The organism is Bacillus bingmayongensis, assembly GCF_000299035.1.
Classification (GTDB): domain Bacteria; phylum Bacillota; class Bacilli; order Bacillales; family Bacillaceae_G; genus Bacillus_A; species Bacillus_A bingmayongensis.
This window is the reverse complement of record NZ_AKCS01000005.1, coordinates 490,247-506,959: the sequence shown is the minus strand read 5'-3', so window position 1 is coordinate 506,959 and position 16,713 is coordinate 490,247. Positions and strand designations below refer to the sequence as shown.

General features: G+C 35.9%; 17 protein-coding genes and 2 other annotated features. Of the genes, 15 read left to right on the top strand and 2 right to left on the bottom strand.

What is annotated here, in order from left to right:
- The first annotated feature begins 225 nt into the window (after positions 1 to 225).
- The 12 genes from Y7E_RS0102745 (at position 226) to Y7E_RS0102695 (ending at position 9,950) form a co-directional block, all read left to right on the top strand.
- The gene (locus tag Y7E_RS0102745; RefSeq protein ID WP_017149792.1) at positions 226 to 1,143 is read left to right on the top strand and encodes an ATP-binding cassette domain-containing protein; all 918 of its coding nucleotides are present in this window, start codon (positions 226 to 228) and stop codon (positions 1,141 to 1,143) included.
- Positions 1,136 to 1,915: an ABC transporter permease gene (locus Y7E_RS0102740; RefSeq protein WP_017149791.1), complete on the top strand. Its 780-nt coding sequence runs from the start codon at positions 1,136 to 1,138 to the stop codon at positions 1,913 to 1,915. The genes Y7E_RS0102745 and Y7E_RS0102740 overlap by 8 nt, the downstream gene beginning before the upstream one ends.
- Before the next feature lie 11 nt (positions 1,916 to 1,926).
- A complete protein-coding gene (locus Y7E_RS0102735) occupies positions 1,927 to 2,598 on the top strand; it encodes a response regulator transcription factor (protein WP_017149790.1) in 672 nt (223 codons plus the stop codon).
- A 19-nt stretch (positions 2,599 to 2,617) separates the two neighbouring features.
- Complete coding sequence (locus Y7E_RS29050; protein ID WP_237741333.1) at positions 2,618 to 3,262, top strand: sensor histidine kinase; 645 nt, start codon at positions 2,618 to 2,620, stop codon at positions 3,260 to 3,262.
- Positions 3,210 to 3,530 (top strand): ATP-binding protein, encoded by a 321-nt coding sequence (locus tag Y7E_RS34150; protein WP_237741332.1) that lies wholly within the window; start codon positions 3,210 to 3,212, stop codon positions 3,528 to 3,530. Before Y7E_RS29050 ends, Y7E_RS34150 begins: the two co-directional genes overlap by 53 nt.
- A 255-nt stretch (positions 3,531 to 3,785) precedes the next feature.
- On the top strand, positions 3,786 to 4,040 hold the full coding sequence (locus Y7E_RS29045) for a hypothetical protein (protein ID WP_017149788.1): 255 nt from the start codon (positions 3,786 to 3,788) through the stop codon (positions 4,038 to 4,040).
- Between the two features lie 523 nt (positions 4,041 to 4,563).
- Positions 4,564 to 5,691, top strand: a complete 1,128-nt coding sequence (locus tag Y7E_RS0102720; RefSeq protein WP_017149787.1) for a conserved virulence factor C family protein — start codon at positions 4,564 to 4,566, stop codon at positions 5,689 to 5,691.
- 4 nt (positions 5,692 to 5,695) lie between these two features.
- A complete protein-coding gene (locus Y7E_RS0102715) occupies positions 5,696 to 6,079 on the top strand; it encodes a thiol-disulfide oxidoreductase DCC family protein (RefSeq protein ID WP_017149786.1) in 384 nt (127 codons plus the stop codon).
- An 82-nt stretch (positions 6,080 to 6,161) separates the two neighbouring features.
- Positions 6,162 to 6,596 (top strand): BrxA/BrxB family bacilliredoxin, encoded by a 435-nt coding sequence (locus Y7E_RS0102710; RefSeq protein ID WP_017149785.1) that lies wholly within the window; start codon positions 6,162 to 6,164, stop codon positions 6,594 to 6,596.
- Between the two features lie 48 nt (positions 6,597 to 6,644).
- On the top strand, positions 6,645 to 7,421 hold the full coding sequence (locus tag Y7E_RS0102705; protein ID WP_017149784.1) for a class I SAM-dependent methyltransferase: 777 nt from the start codon (positions 6,645 to 6,647) through the stop codon (positions 7,419 to 7,421).
- A 40-nt stretch (positions 7,422 to 7,461) separates the two neighbouring features.
- Positions 7,462 to 7,676, top strand: a binding site (T-box leader).
- A 44-nt stretch (positions 7,677 to 7,720) separates the two neighbouring features.
- Complete coding sequence (argS, locus tag Y7E_RS0102700; protein WP_017149783.1) at positions 7,721 to 9,409, top strand: arginine--tRNA ligase; 1,689 nt, start codon at positions 7,721 to 7,723, stop codon at positions 9,407 to 9,409.
- 136 nt (positions 9,410 to 9,545) lie between these two features.
- Positions 9,546 to 9,950, top strand: a complete 405-nt coding sequence (locus tag Y7E_RS0102695) for a PH domain-containing protein (protein WP_017149782.1) — start codon at positions 9,546 to 9,548, stop codon at positions 9,948 to 9,950.
- A gap of 195 nt (positions 9,951 to 10,145) precedes the next feature.
- Here the strand turns inward: Y7E_RS0102695 and Y7E_RS0102690 are convergent, their stop codons facing one another.
- Positions 10,146 to 10,478 carry a hypothetical protein gene (locus Y7E_RS0102690; protein ID WP_017149781.1) on the bottom strand — a complete coding sequence of 111 codons (333 nt, stop codon included), beginning with the start codon at positions 10,476 to 10,478 and terminating at the stop codon, positions 10,146 to 10,148.
- 257 nt (positions 10,479 to 10,735) lie between these two features.
- On the opposite strand from Y7E_RS0102690, the gene Y7E_RS0102685 reads away from it, so the two are divergent.
- Together Y7E_RS0102685 and Y7E_RS0102680 are read left to right on the top strand one after the other, a co-directional pair.
- Positions 10,736 to 11,617, top strand: a complete 882-nt coding sequence (locus Y7E_RS0102685) for a methyltransferase domain-containing protein (RefSeq protein ID WP_017149780.1) — start codon at positions 10,736 to 10,738, stop codon at positions 11,615 to 11,617.
- Positions 11,618 to 11,896: 279 nt separating this feature from the next.
- Entirely contained in the window at positions 11,897 to 12,724 is an 828-nt protein-coding gene (locus Y7E_RS0102680) for a DegV family protein (RefSeq protein ID WP_017149779.1), read from the top strand.
- Between the two features lie 53 nt (positions 12,725 to 12,777).
- Here Y7E_RS0102680 and Y7E_RS34145 read toward each other — a convergent pair whose 3' ends face one another.
- Entirely contained in the window at positions 12,778 to 13,098 is a 321-nt protein-coding gene (locus tag Y7E_RS34145; protein ID WP_237741331.1) for an MFS transporter, read from the bottom strand.
- Between the two features lie 101 nt (positions 13,099 to 13,199).
- Positions 13,200 to 13,439, top strand: a binding site (T-box leader).
- A 54-nt stretch (positions 13,440 to 13,493) separates the two neighbouring features.
- Between Y7E_RS34145 and ileS the strand changes: the two genes are divergently transcribed.
- Positions 13,494 to 16,595, top strand: a complete 3,102-nt coding sequence (gene ileS, locus Y7E_RS0102675; protein ID WP_017149778.1) for an isoleucine--tRNA ligase — start codon at positions 13,494 to 13,496, stop codon at positions 16,593 to 16,595.
- Positions 16,596 to 16,713 lie beyond the last annotated feature (118 nt).

The following is a 16,713-nucleotide window of genomic DNA, read 5'->3' as shown; positions in this document are numbered from 1 at the left end:
CTTTTTTATAGCTGTCTACTTGACAGGGCTAACACCACAAACGGTCCTTTTTTTGTTTCTTATCGAAGCATTCTGCTCGTAAAAAGCCTTTAATACAGGGGCATGTTTATAAGTTGAAATAGCCACTTGTAATGAATTCTTTACACTTTTTTTATACTTTTCTAGTCTAATTATTTATTCCTAGCACTTATTCTAAGCCTATCAACATCGAAAGGATGATTACTTATGTCGGAAACGATTCTTAAAGCAACAAATGTTTCAAAAATATATGGCAAACACAAAGCGCTTGATAAAGTATCTATCGAAATTAAACGAGGTATGATTTACGGATTAATCGGGGAGAATGGCGCAGGAAAATCGACATTTATGCGCACCATCATGGGATTAATCACTATCGACGAGGGTAACATCGAGCTGTTTGGGGAAACTGGCATGAAGGGATTGCAATATGCAAGAAGAAGAATGGGACAATCCATTGAAACGCCAGCACTTTATCCTGAATTAACGGCTCGAGAGAATCTACAAGTACAAGCGGCAAACGGTGGTGTAAGTGAACGAGAGATTGATAATTTACTTCACTTAATGAACCTTAGTAATACAGGTAAGAAGAAAGCTAAAAACTTCTCTTTAGGAATGCGTCAACGTTTAGCAATTGCCTCAACACTTATTACAAATCCTGAGTTCTTAATCTTAGACGAGCCGACAAACGGTCTCGACCCGTCAGGTATTGTTGAAATGCGTGAAATCATTCAACGTTTGGTGGCAGAGCGTGGTATCACCGTCTTACTTTCAAGTCACTTGCTTGATGAGCTTTCACAGGTTGCTACACATTACGGAATTTTGCATGATGGAAAAATCATTAGTGAACTTTCAAAGGAGGACCTAGCACGTGAAACTCGTCAATACATTGAATTAGAAACAACTGAGGTTCAAAAAGCAGTCGTCGTACTAGATAAAATAGGGATAAGGGATTATGAAGTCATCAATGGAACAGAAATTCACATCTATGAACACTTAGATGACGTTGCCACAATCAATCATTCGTTAGTCTTAGCTAACGTGAAGGTTTCGCGAATTGGTGCAACTAGACAAAAACTTGAAGATTATTTTTTACATTTAACAGGAGGAACCCCCCATGCTTAATCTTTTAACAGCTGAAAGAATCAAATTATCCCGAAGTAAAAAACTATTAATCGCCCTAGGTGTTTTATTTTTGCTTCCTATCATTCAAGTCGTGAATAGTAAATTAACTGTGCATAATGGAACAGAACTCGTCCAAGCAATCGATACAGTCATCAATGGAGCAACAGGTATTCTGATGATTGAGAAAAATGGATTAACTATTTTACTCGTCATAAGTGCTTTTATCAGCTTCTTTATTGGTGAAGAATTTCAAAATGGAACGATTCGAAACGCGTTGGCCTTAGGTCGTAGTCGCACGCATTATTATCTATCGAAATTTGTGATTGCCGCACTACTTTCTCTCGTAGGTGTAATTGTAATGACCGTGCTTGGAATGATAAGCTTTTCAGTAGTGTTTGGCTTTGGTGAAGTTGTTAAGATTAACAATTACCTTAGCTTTGCTATAAAATCTTTTAGTACTCTTTATTTATTAATTTTAGCAAATGTATCTATCTATGTGATGATTAGCTTTCTAACAAAAAATAGTAGCATCTCACTTATTTGGAGTTTTCTTTATACAATTGCGACAGGTTTTGGACCTGAAATTTTCCAACAAACTACACATTTTAAGCAAGTAACGTACTGGTTTACGGAAGCGTTTTTGTTCTATTCAGATTTCGCAAAACCAGCGGGAATCGCAAAATATCCTGAGATGATATTGGTCAGTCTCATCACAATCGTGTTATCATCAAGTTTAGGAATCATTCTGTTTAGACGAACAGATATAAAGTAGGTTGATAGGATATGGCAGCGATATTAATCATTGAAGACGATATTACAATTCATTCACTAATCAAAGAAACATTAGATTTGCACGGTTTTAAAATCCTAAGTGCATACTCAGGAACTGAAGGGAAATTGCTATTCGAACAAAATCAGGTACATTTAGTTCTATTAGATTTGATGCTTCCAGGGATGAATGGGGAAGAATTTCTTCAAGAAGTTCGGCATAACTCAACTATTCCCGTGATTGTGATTTCAGCAAAAAATGACCAAAATTCGAAATTAGAACTATTAACGAATGGAGCAGATGATTACATCATAAAACCTTTCGATGTGAAGGAACTACTTGCACGAATTCACATTCAATTACGTCATGCAGCAAAGGCTTCAGTCAGTAGTATGAAAGAAATTCATTACAAGAATATCAGCATAAATTTAGACACGCGTGAAGTGAAGATAAATGACCAAACTCTTCATTTTACTGGACGCGAGTACGCAATACTTCTACTATTTTTAGAGAATCCACAAAAAGTATTCAGTCGCGCCAATATTTACGAAAGTGTTTGGAATGAACCATTTTTTGATAGCAATAAAACCATTAACATGCATATAAGTAATTTACGAAATAAACTTAACTCAGATGACACAAACTATATTAAAACTATATGGGGCATAGGCTTCAAATTTGATTAACGAAAGGGGCGTGAATGTTATGTGGGGATGGATATTTGTCTTCCTAACATTGGCGCTTCTTCTTTATATCTACTTCTTAAAGCGAGAACTGTGGAAATTGAAACATGAGGTCAAAAGGCTTCCCATTCGTTCCAGTTTTGGCAGCAGGCTATTTCTTGATTTTCGTGAGAAGGCATTGATGGATTTAGTCGATGAATTGAATCAGATGATTGATGCATTTGAAGAAAAAAATCGCCAAGCAAAACAGATGGAAGAAAATGTGAAGTTGTCAATCGCTGGGCTCTCTCATGATTTACGGACACCACTCACGTCCATCAACGGCTATGTTCAACTCTTAAATACGGCCACAGATGAAACAAAGCAGGTGCACTATCTACAGATTATCGAACACTCTGTCAAACGTCTGATTGAGATGACAGATCACTTTTATGACTTAGCACGCATTGAAACTAACCAAAAAGAAATAGCATTATCTTCGATTTCTCTTTTTCCCTTAGTTGAAGAAATCTTTTTGTCCTCTTATGAACAACTCGAGGAAAAGAAAATTGAAATTCAATTTCCTGAACAAATAAATGATCGACAAATAATTGCTGACAAAATAATGCTTATTCGTGTCATCCATCCAAAATATTGTTCAAAATATACTTCGTTATGCCAAAAGTAAAGTGATAATCAGCTACGGGAATGAAGAAAACTATCTAATTTTAAGCGTTAAAAATGATATCAAACCAGATAGTAAAGTGGCCGTAGAAAAAGTATTTATGCGTTTCTATACAGAAGTCACCAGTAGAACGAACACTGAAGCAAGTGGGTTAGGCCTTTATCTATCTAAAAAGCTAATAGAAAAAATGAATGGAAAAATGAATGCGAAGTTGAATGGCAATTGGTTTATTCTTAAAATTCATCTTCCCATCAATAGAAATCAACCTTAATTGTTTGGATTATTTTTTTTTAATTTTGTAATAATGTAAATTACTTTCTCTAATCCAATTATTTAATATAAAATATGTTCATTCATATTCACAAATGAGCCCCTTTTAGTTGGATACTTACGCTGAAGCAGGAAGAATTTGTTGTTCTTTGTGCATTAATTTTTTTTTTTTTTTTTTTTTTGTGTGGAAATATATGCCAGTAAACGTTTGGTTTGAACGTTCTATTTTTTAGAGTATGACAGGAGGAGAATGAATATGGCGAAAATTGAAGTAGGCGAAATTTTTACCCTTAGCGATGAGATAGGGGTTAAGAAGAACAGCGCACAAATAACAGATTGTTATGATTTATCTGACCTTATTGGTAAACAAGTATTAGGCGTAGTAAACTTCCCTCCAATGAGGGTTGCTGATTTTAGTTCAGAAGTATTAGTGATGGGGGTCTATGCAGAACAGGGTGTTGTGCTTATAGAACCTCAACAAAATGTAAAAAAAGGAGATCGATTAGGATAAAGTTAGCCATGTACACATAGCTTTAAATAGTTGTATACCATATTCATATGTGATTAACATAACGTCTCATTATTGGTAGTATCCAAAAAAATCTCACTTCTTATCTTTTTTCAGATAAGAAGTGAGATTTTTTGTTTTGGGGGTGACTTGATTTCTTAGCTTGATGGGCATGGGATTCACCACACCATTTCGGGAAAATTGTGTATTTTGACATGATTTAGACTCAATTACATGAAGCAAGGAACTGCTTATGTATATATGCGTTGCTTGGAGAAAATCTGTTAGGAATGCGTCAGAGTATTGTAAAAGGAATGTATAAAACAGAAAGGATTACGTTTTTGAAGAAGAGAGGAGAACATCATACCAAAAGAGATATATCTATAGAGTCAGTTCTTACATGATATTCATGAATTCTACTAAGACTACAATTGTTATTAGAAAAAGCAAGCGTCTCAGTAGGAGTATAGTAATAGAACATGTTACAATACAGCTAATAACAAGCAATAAAGGAGAGTACATTTACGTGAAGATTAAAGCAATTGAACCGACGCCAAGTCCAAATACAATGAAAGTTATTTTAAATGAAGTGTTACCATCAGGAGCACGTAATAATTATACAAATGAAAATGCAGAACAGGCACCAGAGCAAGTACAGCATATTTTAAAAATTGAAGGTATTAAAGGGGTATATCATGTTGCGGACTTTTTAGCAGTAGAGAGAAATGCGAAGTATGACTGGAAAGTACTTTTACAACAAGTTCGCGCTGTGTTTGGAGAAGAAGTGACAGAAGAAGATGAGAGGGAGCAACTTTCGCATTTTGGTGAAGTGAAAGTATTCATTCAAATGTTCTTTACAATTCCGATGCAGGTGAAATTAACAGATGGAACAACAGAAGAACGGGTTGGCTTACCAGACCGTTTTAAAGAAGCGATTATGAAAGTGCAAATGTCAGCACCTAACGTTGTCAAAGAGCGTAAATGGGTGGAACAAAGTACACGTTATGGCAATTTTGAAGAGATCGGAAAAGAAGTTGTCGAAGAAATTGTAGCTGCTTATCCAGAAGATCGTGTTGAAAAGACTGTAAAAGAATTATTAGATCAAGCGGGTGCTACAGAAGTAACGATTACAAAGCGTGAACCATACAAAGTAACAGAAGAGATGATGGCAGATTCTGATTGGAAAAACCGCTACGCAGCACTTGAGCAAATGGATCCTACTGAAGAAGACATTCCTGTATTGAAAAAAGCGTTAGAGGATGAGAAAGTATCCATCCGCCGATTAGCAACAGCGTACTTAGGTATGGTAAAAGGTGAGGAAGTATTACCGTTACTATATAAAGCTTTATTAGATCGTTCTGTAAGTGTACGTCGTACAGCAGGCGATTGCTTATCAGATGTAGGTGATCCAGCAGCGATGTTTGTCATGATTAAATCATTAAAAGATCCAAGTAAATTAGTGCGCTGGCGTGCAGCGATGTTCTTATTTGAACTTGGTGATGAAAGTGCGATACCAGCATTACGCGTAGCGCAAGATGATCCAGAGTTCGAAGTAGCAATGCAAGCTCGTTTAGCATTAGAACGTATTGAGGGCGGAGAAGAAGCGAAAGGATCTGTTTGGAAACAAATGACGGAGTCTCGTAAAGGAGAATAATCATATGCTCGTTTTCTATGATAGTTGGTGTCCGATGTGCACGGCAGTTGCAGAGCGTACGAAGAAGCTTGATAAAAAAGGTGCGGTGAAGTTTATTTCTTTTCGTGATAAAGATGTTGTGGAAGAGTATCAGCTTTCTGCAGCATTACAAACTAAGATGGAACAAAGACTTTATATTTTCCAAAACGACAAATGGTACGATGGAATTGGCAGCATTTATGTTTTAGCAAAGTTTATCCCAGCATATTGGATTGCAGTTCCATTTATTAAGTTATCTATGCTACTTGGATTTGGAAATAAAGTATACGACTATATCGCCAATAATAGAAAACTTGTTCCTGTTGGACACTGCCGCGAAGGGATTTGCGAAATCCCTTCAAAAAAATGATGACAACGTTATCTTTCTTTTGCACCTATTATAAGAGCGTGATATGATGAATTTGGAATGAAAGTTGAAGGAGAGATACAAGATGTCAAATGCATACGAAGAGTACATGCGTCAAATGGTAATTCCAATGCGCCAAGAGTTAGTGCGTGCGGGATTTGAAGAATTAACTACTGAAGAAGCTGTAAAAGAATATATGGAAAATGCGACAGGTACAACATTAGTTGTCGTAAACTCTGTTTGCGGATGTGCAGCTGGTTTAGCGCGTCCATCAGCTGGTCAAGCGGTTGTACGTTCTGAAAAACAACCTGACCATCTTGTAACTGTATTTGCAGGACAAGATAAAGACGCAACAGCTACAATGCGTGAGTACTTCGGAGATATTCCACCGTCTTCACCATCTATGGCGTTATTAAAAGGAAACGAAGTTGTTCACTTTATTCATCGTCATGAAATTGAAGGAGCAACAATGGAAGAGATTATTAATAACTTAGAACAAGCTTTTGAAAAGCATTGCTAAAAAGGGGGAGTAATTCTCCCTTTTTTCTTTATATATTGAGGTGAAAAGATGATTGTAACAACAGCAGGACGAACAAATGAGGAAATGACTGCTTATGCAAAAGAGGTAGCGGAAGAATTGCAATGTTCTTTTGTAGTACGTAATGATATATCTGTGTCCAAATTACATGAGCAGTTTGAACAAGATGTACTCGTCGTAGGAAAGAATCGATTAGCAATTTATCCAAAAGGTACGGAAGAATCGTTCTTTTTCCATCCTAATTCGGCAATGTTTCGTGTGAAGAGATTAATGCGGGGAGAGCATGATCCATTTGTAGAAGCTGCAAAGTTAGAACAAGGGATGACGGTACTAGATTGTACGCTAGGCATGGCATCAGATAGTATTGTTGCAAGTTATGTTGTTGGAGAAGAAGGAGTTATAACGGGGCTTGAGGGAAATCGTTACATGGCTTATATAATGAATAAAGGTTTAAAGCAGTGGTGTGCGGGTATTTCAGAAATCGATGAAGCGATGCGCAGAATTAGAGTGAAGAAGAACGAGCATTTTGATTTCTTAAAGCGCTGCGAAGACAACAGTTATGATGTTGTTTATCTGGATCCAATGTTTGAAGAAACAGTAATTGAATCAGATGGAATTCGCGGTTTAAAACACTTTGCTTTGTATAACGATGTTACAGATGAAACGATTGCAGAGGCAAAGCGTGTCGCTAGGAAACGTGTTGTTTTGAAAGATCATTTCCGTAGTACACGATTTGAACGACATAATTTTTTTGTCTATAAGCGAAAAAGTGCAAAATTTCATTTTGGTATAATTGAACCTTGCTAATTATTTGAAAAGATGTATAATAAGCAATAATCAATCATATAGGATGTCATCGATGAAGAGAGTAGTCTGGTTCAGAAGTAAAGCGAGCTAGGGATGGTGAGAGCCTAGTACGGAGAAACGGATGAAGCGCACTTCGGAGACGCTGCTTGAAATGAATAGTAGAGTAAGCCGGGGCCCCCTGTCCTCGTTATAAACGGGAAAGTGGTTCGTAGTGAACAACAAGGGTGGTACCACGGGTGAAAACTCGTCTCTTTTTTAGAGACGAGTTTTTTGTGTTTAAAAAATAAGGAGGGAGCAACATGGAATATAAAATTAAATTTGCAAAAAGTTTATTTGAAGTAATTGAATCAGAATTATCATTGGAACAGATTACAGATCTAATTGAAACTCCGAAGCAAGATGAATTCGGAGACGCAGCATTCCCTTGTTTCATGCTCGCCAAGCAATATAAAAAAGCACCGGCAATTATCGCGAAAGAAATCGCTGAGAACTTAAACGATTCATTTTTTACAAAAGTGGAGGCTGTTGGGCCATATGTGAATGTATTTTTCAACCGTCACATAGTAAGCGATGATGTATTAAAAACGATTTTAGCTGAAAAAGAAGAATATGGACAAGGGTATTTGGGGCGAGAAAAGACAGTAGTAATCGATTACTCTTCACCAAATATCGCGAAACCGTTCTCCATGGGACATTTACGTTCAACGATGATTGGGAACTCTTTAAAACATATTGCTGAAAAGTGTGGGTATGAGGTTGTAGGAATCAATTATATTGGTGATTGGGGAACACAGTTTGGAAAATTAATTACTGCATATAAAAAATGGGGAAATGAAGAGCTTGTAAAAGAAGATCCGATTCGTGAATTATTCAAATTATATGTTCATTTCCATGAAGAAGTGAAAGAGAATCCAGAGCTAGAAGAAGAAGGTCGTGCATGGTTTAAGAAATTAGAAGACGGTGATGAAGAAGCAGTCTTTTTATGGAATTGGTTCCGTCATGAATCTTTAAAAGAGTTCTCTCGTATTTATGAACTTCTTGGTGTTGAATTTACAAACTTCCAAGGAGAGGCTTTCTATAATGATAAAATGGGTGACTTTGTTGAGATTTTAGAAGAAAAAGGATTATTAGAAGAATCAGATGGAGCACAAGTTGTCAATTTAGAAAAAGAAGATATGCCACCATGTTTAATTAAAAAATCAGATGGGGCTACACTTTATGCAACACGTGATTTAACAGCGGCACTATATCGTCAAAACACATATGAGTTTGATAAAGCGCTATATGTGGTAGGTGCAGAACAAAGCTTACATTTTACGCAATTTTTCACTGTATTAAAGAAACTTGGTTATCATTGGGTAGATGGTATGGCTCATGTACCATTTGGACTCATTTTAAAAGATGGTAAAAAGATGTCCACACGTAAGGGTAAAGTTGTACTGCTTGAAGAAGTATTGGAGGAAGCGATTACGCTTGCAGAGCAAAACATTGAAGAGAAAAATCCAGACTTAAAGCAAAAAGCGGAAGTGGCTAAGCAAGTTGGTGTTGGGGCAGTTATTTTTCATGATTTAAAAAATGAACGTATGCACAATATTGAATTCTCTTTAGAAAAAATGCTGAAATTTGAAGGTGAAACAGGACCGTACGTCCAATACACACATGCACGTGCTTGCTCCATTTTACGAAAAGAAAATGCCAAATTTGAAACAGAATCATTTGCGTTAAGCGATGATCATAGTTGGAGTACGATAAAATTATTAAATAAATTCCCAAAGATCATTGAAACAGCCTTTTCAAAAAATGAACCTTCACATATTGCGAAGTATTTATTAGATGTTGCACAAGCATTTAATAAATACTATGGAAATGTTCGTATTCTTGAAGAGAATGAAGAGAAGGAAAGTAGACTGGCACTTGTTTATGCAGTAACGATTGTGTTAAAAGAAGGATTGCGCTTGCTTGGTATGGGGGCTCCGGAAGAGATGTAAGCAAAACAATTTTATAACTTGAAAATTGTCCAATTACACATAGAAAGAACTTAATTAAATTAGAAGGTTTATATAGTAGAGAAAACAGAGGTAATGTAGTAAACAACTAGTAAATTTCATAATAAGAGGTATTAAAATGTTAACAAATCAGTATTTAGATGAATTATTTGACGAGTTAAAAATCGAAGGCGAAACATACTTTTATTATTTCTACACAATGAAAATGGCATCAACATCAGAGTATTTCAAGTTAGGTTTTGGAGCGTTGCTAGAGAATGAGCATCAAATAATATGTTTTACAAATAAAAGAATAATGTTATTAGAGATAACGCCTTTACAGGGTAAGTTCAACGGTAATAAGAAGTATATAGACATGAAAGATGTAGAAAGCGTGAAAGTTAAGAGAGGGTGGTTTAAGACTAAAATAACTGTTACATTGACAGGTAACAGAGGAGATATTGTAATAAAATCAAATAGTTTCACAATTGGATTGTCAAATCAAAGAAAGAATTTAATAAGTTTAGAAAAGATGTATGATTAAAGGTATATTTTTTATAAAAATATGTTCCAATTCAATATAGTAAGAGTGTGTTTTAATCAATCTTTTCTTCAAAAAACATACTCTCTCTTTTGATTGTCTATCAAGGTTATTAGTATCAATTTGAACAAAATTCATTCTAAAGCAATATATAACAGTATAAAAATACCAGCTGTAACTATTTCCTAAAGTGTTAATTCATTCCTCAACATTAACAATATACTCTTTTCTCCAGGAAACATCTGCAAAAATTTCTTGGTTTCTATCACTAGAAAGGTATCCACGTATATAAATTGAATGCGTTCCCAATTCATTAGAAAAATCAGCGTGTGTGATTGTAACATCTAAATTTTTTTCTTTTTTAAAATAATCGATAGTAGCCTTTACCGCTTTTGCTTTTATTGCTTCTTCTTCTTGAGGAGACTTTGTAAGTAAAGGATGAGCCGCATTTATGAATTCGATAGCTGTACAAGATGTAACACCAATAAAAATAAGACTCCCTATGATTACGAGTTTTAAATATTTTTTCATTAAGTTTCACCTCTCAACATATCTATTATCCCACACTTTAATATCATATCATTCAAATATGATGAGAAGGATTATTTATTTTTTAATAAAATGACCTTTAGATTGTCACTAAAAATAATGACTAGAAAGAATCATAACATGAAGTGCTGCCTCAAGATTAAGAACTAAAATTCATATCCCTTTTTAAAACAATCTATTAGTACTTCGTAGCATTGCGACAACTTAACATTCTTTATAAACACAAGGAGGTAGCTCGATTGAAAGAGTATGAATGGGATAATAGGTTAGAGTATTTAAGAAATACAAGAGATCTATACTATAATGACGACTATCTAGATTTTTTAGTAAATTCAGTTTGGAAAATTTCTAAACCAGTTCATATTGTTGACTATGGTTGTGGATACGGCTATTTAGGTCTGAAACTATTACCTTTGTTACCGGTAGGATCAAGATATACTGGCATTGATAAAGGAAAGCAGTTACTCAATGAAGCGAGAAACTTGTTTCATCCTCTTCCGTATGAAGCAGAGTTTAATGAGGCAGATGTTACTGAAATAGAATTAGAGAGTAAGTATGATATAGCAATCTGCCATGCTTTTTTATTACATATGAACAATCCGAAGACAGTGTTACAAAAAATGATAGATTCAGTGGTAGATGGAGGTAATATTATATGTTTTGAGCCGCACTGGATCTCGAATATGTCTTCGTACTATTTGAATAATCTAGAGCAATCTGAAATGATCCAGCTTGGTGTTCTTCAAAAATTGTTTGAAAAAGATGCAGAGCGAAATGGAAAAGATGGTAACATTGGAATGAAATTACCGATATATTTAAGTGAGCTAGGTGTAGAAAAAATCGAGTGCAGGGTTAGCGATAAAGTTAATTTTCTTAATACGAATGAGATGCAAAGAGATAAACAACAATTGTATCACTTACTTAAGGAAGAGGGGATCGGTAATACACCTGCTGAAAAGGATGATTTTATTGGACGTTTAATAAATCGAGGACTGACATATAATGAAGCAATAACACAGTACGAGGCAGAATTAAGATTCTCTAAAGAGTTTACTATAGATTCTTCTTTAGTTTATGCTCCAAGTATGAAAATTACTTTTGGCATAGTGAAAAACAAATAATGTAAATAAAGTAATGAGATAAGGTTTCTAACTTCGTATACGTGTTAGAAGCCTTGTTTTTTAGTTTGATAGTATTTACGAAAAGTAAATATGTCGAAATTGTGTATGAATGCGAATAGATTCGATATTAATTTTGAAAAATTTGCTCAAATAATCCATCTCTTATGGAATAATAGATCTAGTCTTGTTATGATAGCAAGCATAGTCCTTTTTATAACTCGCATGGATAGATTTGTGAGAGAAGTTCAAGAAAAAGGATGCACACAAGGGAGGAACAACATGAAGCGTGTTGCTTGGTTTACTGATAGTACAACTGCAAGCTTTACAACAAGTGAAGATAATTTTGTTATACCTATTGAAATTGTTATTAATGGAACGGCCTATAAAGACTATGAAGAAGGTGTTCGTGAACGTGTCTACGATGCGTTAAAAGAAGGCGTAACCGTAACTACGTCACAACCTAATTTAGGAGAGATGGTTGCTCTTTTCTCGAAATGTAAAGAAGAATATGAAGAAGGATTTGCTGTCACAATTAGCGGCAAAGTAAGTGGTACCTATCAAAATATGATACTTGCAGCAGAAATGGCAGGATTTCCTTTAATTGTAATAGATAGTGAAACAACAAGTTATCCAATGGATGAACTTTTAACAAAAGCACAAACGTTATACCGTGAGGGTATGACTTTACAAGATATACAAAAAACAATACAACACGTTGAACGTAGTCCTTACTATGTATTTCCAAAAGATTTGAAAGGTTTATATGCAAGTGGACGTGTGAAGGGTGTGCAATTTATACTAGGTAGTCTACTAAGCGTAAACCTAATTCTAGAAGTACACCATGGCGAACTTGTGATGAAAAAGAAAGTTCGTAAAATACAAAAATGTAAAGAATATATGCAAAACGAACTTGAAAGAGTAACTCCGAATGTAGTACATGTTTTTCACGCTAATGATGAAGCAGGGGCAGAAGAATGGATTGCCGATTTCAGAGAAACATTTCCTGAAATGAAGTTTCTACTTTACCCAATTCCTATATCTTTTGCTGTTCATGCAGGAGCTGGAACAATTGCGATTAGCTTTTCGAAAGGGAAAACCCGTGAATAATTCACGGGTTTTTTGATGTTCTAGTTCTTAGATTCTGTATACATAGCTATAACCTAATGTCGTTTTTTCATTTTCCACAAAAACAAGCAAAGGTAGCATAAAAGAAAAACACTAAATATGTAGAAAGCGTTTGTTAATCCAAATAAATTTGATAAACCTCCGCTAAGCATTGGCCCGAAAAACATACCAATTGAGTATGCTGTATTATAGATAGCAAAAAGTATACCATACGCATGAATTCCATTTTGATCTGCAAAATATGTGAGTTCTGGCAGGGCTGGTGCTAGTAGAAGGCTAAAACTAATTCCGAGGATAGCAAGTACAAATATTTCAAAGGCGGTATGGGAAACGATAAAGAAATAGAAGTTTTTCACGATGTATAAAATTCGAAAATCAGGACAAAAATAAAAATATATTTTTGAATTGATTGACAATTATCTGTTTCATGGAATAAAATAACTGTTAATAAAAGTATACAAATCTGAAGACGAGAAAGAGTAAAATATCGTATTGTTCCCCAGAGAGCCGGTGCTATGCTGAAAGCCGGTGTACAGACTTTATTTGAAAATCATCTCCGAGGAGCCGTGGCTGAATAGAGTAAGCTCGGACGGATGTCTACCGTTACAAAGAACGCGTATGTTAGTACGTTGCTAAGCGCTATTAGTTAAAAGGCTAATAGAATTAGGGTGGTAACGCGGGTAAACCCGTCCCTACTTTTAGGGACGGGTTTTTTGTGTGCTTTTACAAAATTTCAAAGGAGTGATTGTAAATGGAGAAGGTAGATGTAAAAGAATCAGCTGTAGGGAGAGAAACACGAATTCGCAAGCAGTGGAACAAGCAGAATATCTTTGAGCAATCCATTCGAAATCGTGAAGGTGCACAATCTTTCGTTTTTTATGAAGGGCCACCAACTGCAAATGGACTGCCGCACGTGGGACATGCGCTCGGACGGACGATTAAAGATTTAGTAGCGAGATATAAAACAATGACTGGGTATAAAGTACTTCGAAAAGCTGGTTGGGATACGCACGGATTACCGGTAGAATTAGGAGTTGAAAAACAGCTTGGTATTTCCGGTAAACATGAGATTGAAGAATACGGAATTGAACCGTTTATCCAAAAATGTAAAGAAAGTGTATTTACGTATGAGAAGCAGTGGCGTGAATTTACTGAGAGCATCGGATATTGGGTCGATATGGATGACCCGTATGTAACGTTGGAAAATCCTTATATCGAGAGTGTATGGCATATTCTTGGAACGATTCATGAAAAAGGGCTTTTATATAAAGGTCATCGAGTTTCACCATACTGTCCAAGTTGCCAAACATCACTTAGTTCACATGAAGTAGCGCAAGGATATAAAACAGTAAAGGATTTAAGTGCAACGGTAAAGTTTAAAGTGTTGAATAGTGAAAATGAATATTTTCTTGGATGGACAACAACGCCGTGGACACTGCCTGCTAACGTAGCACTTGCTGTACATCCGGATATGGAATACGTGAAAGCAGAGAAAGGTGGAACGGTTTATATTGTCGCAAAAGAGCGTGCAAATGATGTGTTAAAAGAAGGACATCAAGTATTATCTACTCATAAAGGAGAAGAATTGGTAGGTATTTCCTACACAGCGCCGTTTCCTATGGCTGAGGTGACAAATGGATACCATGTTATTTCAGCGGATTTTGTTACGGGAGATAGTGGGACTGGACTTGTTCATATCGCGCCAGCTTATGGAGAAGATGATTATAAAGTGGTACAAAATCAAGGGTTATCGTTTCTTCATGTTGTGGATGAGCAAGGTAAGTATACGGAAGCTGTTCCGTTTTTACAAGGGAAGTTTGTGAAAGAATGTGATGTTGATATTGTTCGTTATTTAGCTGGGGAAGGCTTGCTATACCATAAAGAGAAATATGAGCATAGTTATCCGCATTGCTGGCGCTGTGATTCACCACTCCTGTATTATGCTGGAGAAAGCTGGTTCATTCGGACAACTGAGATCAAAGAGACTTTCTTAAAGAATAATGATGCAGTCACATGGTATCCGGACCATATGAAACACGGACGCTTCGGGAAATTTTTAGAGAATATGGTAGACTGGAATATTAGCCGGAAACGATACTGGGGAACACCGTTAAATGTATGGGAATGTGAAAACTGTGATCATCAATTTGCGCCGAAGAGTATTGATGAATTAAGAAGTCATAGCGTAGGACATACAGCTGAAAATTCAGAACTGCATAAACCGTATGTAGATGAAGTGAAAGTATGCTGTGAAAAATGCGGCAGTTCGATGACTCGTACGCCAGAAGTAATCGATGTTTGGTTTGATAGCGGTTCGATGCCATTTGCACAGTATCATTATCCCTTTGAAAATAAAGAGCTTTTTGAGGAACAATTCCCAGCTGATGTAATTGCTGAAGGTGTTGATCAAACGCGTGGTTGGTTTTATAGCTTATTAGCAGTAGCGGCTTTATATACTGGAAAAGTGCCATACAAACGTGTATTATCTCTTGGACATGTGCTAGATGAACAAGGACAGAAAATGTCAAAAAGTAAAGGGAATGCATTAGATCCAGTAGAGTTAGTTGAAAAATTTGGTGCAGATGCACTAAGATGGGCTCTCCTTGTTGATAGTGCACCGTGGAATGCAAAACGTTTTTCTGAAAGAACTGTCCAAGAGGCAAAATCAAAACTAGTAGATACCCTTGTGAATGTATATAGCTTCTATGTTTTATATGCAAACTTAGATGAATACAACCCAAAAGGGAAGTACGAGGTTAAGAAAACGAAACTAGATGAGTGGGTATTATCACGCCTTCATAGTACAACGAAAAAAGTAAGGAGCGCATTAGAAGAGTATCAATTTACAAATGCAGCTCGTGAAATTGCTTATCTTGTAGATGAGGTAAGTAACTGGTATGTAAGACGTTCACGCAATCGTTTTTGGGAGTCTGGTATGAATCCTGAAAAGGCAGCGGCATATGAAACTCTTCATGAAGTGGTTGTCACGGTTAGTAAGTTACTCGCTCCGTTTACTCCATTTGTAGCGGAAGATATTCATCTTAACTTAGAAGGAAGTAGTGTTCATTTAACGGATTATCCAGCAGCGGATGAAACTGTTATTCAAACAAAACTAGAACAAGAAATGGATGCTGTTTTACAAGTTGTCGAGCTCGGACGTAGCAATCGAAATCAACATGCCTTAAAAGTAAAACAACCATTAGCAGAACTTGTATTACTCGAGCATCATGAACAGAAAGTGGATTGGGAATCCTATCGTGACATTGTCATGGATGAACTGAACGTAAAAGCATTTCATGTAGAATTAGATGAAACAAAGTATACATCGTATCAATTAAAGCTAAACTTTAAGACGGCAGGACCGAAGTTCGGAATGAACGTAAATGCTGTAAATCAATGGCTAAAACAATTATCGCAAGAAGCAGTACAAAACTTTGTTGTAGATGAAAAAGCAATGTGTAAGCTTGTCTCAGGAGAAGAAATTACAGTAACACTTGAAGATGTATTGGTAGAACAAGTGCCGAAAGCAGGGTTTTCTAATACGACAAATGGACAATATACAGTTATGTTAGATACAAATGTGACAGATGAATTGTTACAAGAAGGGGTAGCACGTGAATTTATTCGAGCTGTTCAAGAGTATCGAAAACAGTTGAACTTACCTGTTAATTTGCGAGTGGATGTAATTCTTGATACAGAAGATGAATTACAGAGAACATTAACAAAACATAAAGGTTTACTAGAAGAAAACTTGTTAGCGAGGCAATTTACATTTGAGGCATTGTCACAGGAGGATGATATAATTTCTTTAGGTGACAAAACGCTTCGTATTAAGCTGAGTCCAGCAAGTTAAAAAGAATAGGATGTAAACAGAAAGTTCGAATGCTAGATGATTCGGACTTTCTTTACTATTTTGTTTAAATTCAATAAGTATAACGGATAGTATCTTTCGAAAGTATTTATTACTTTGA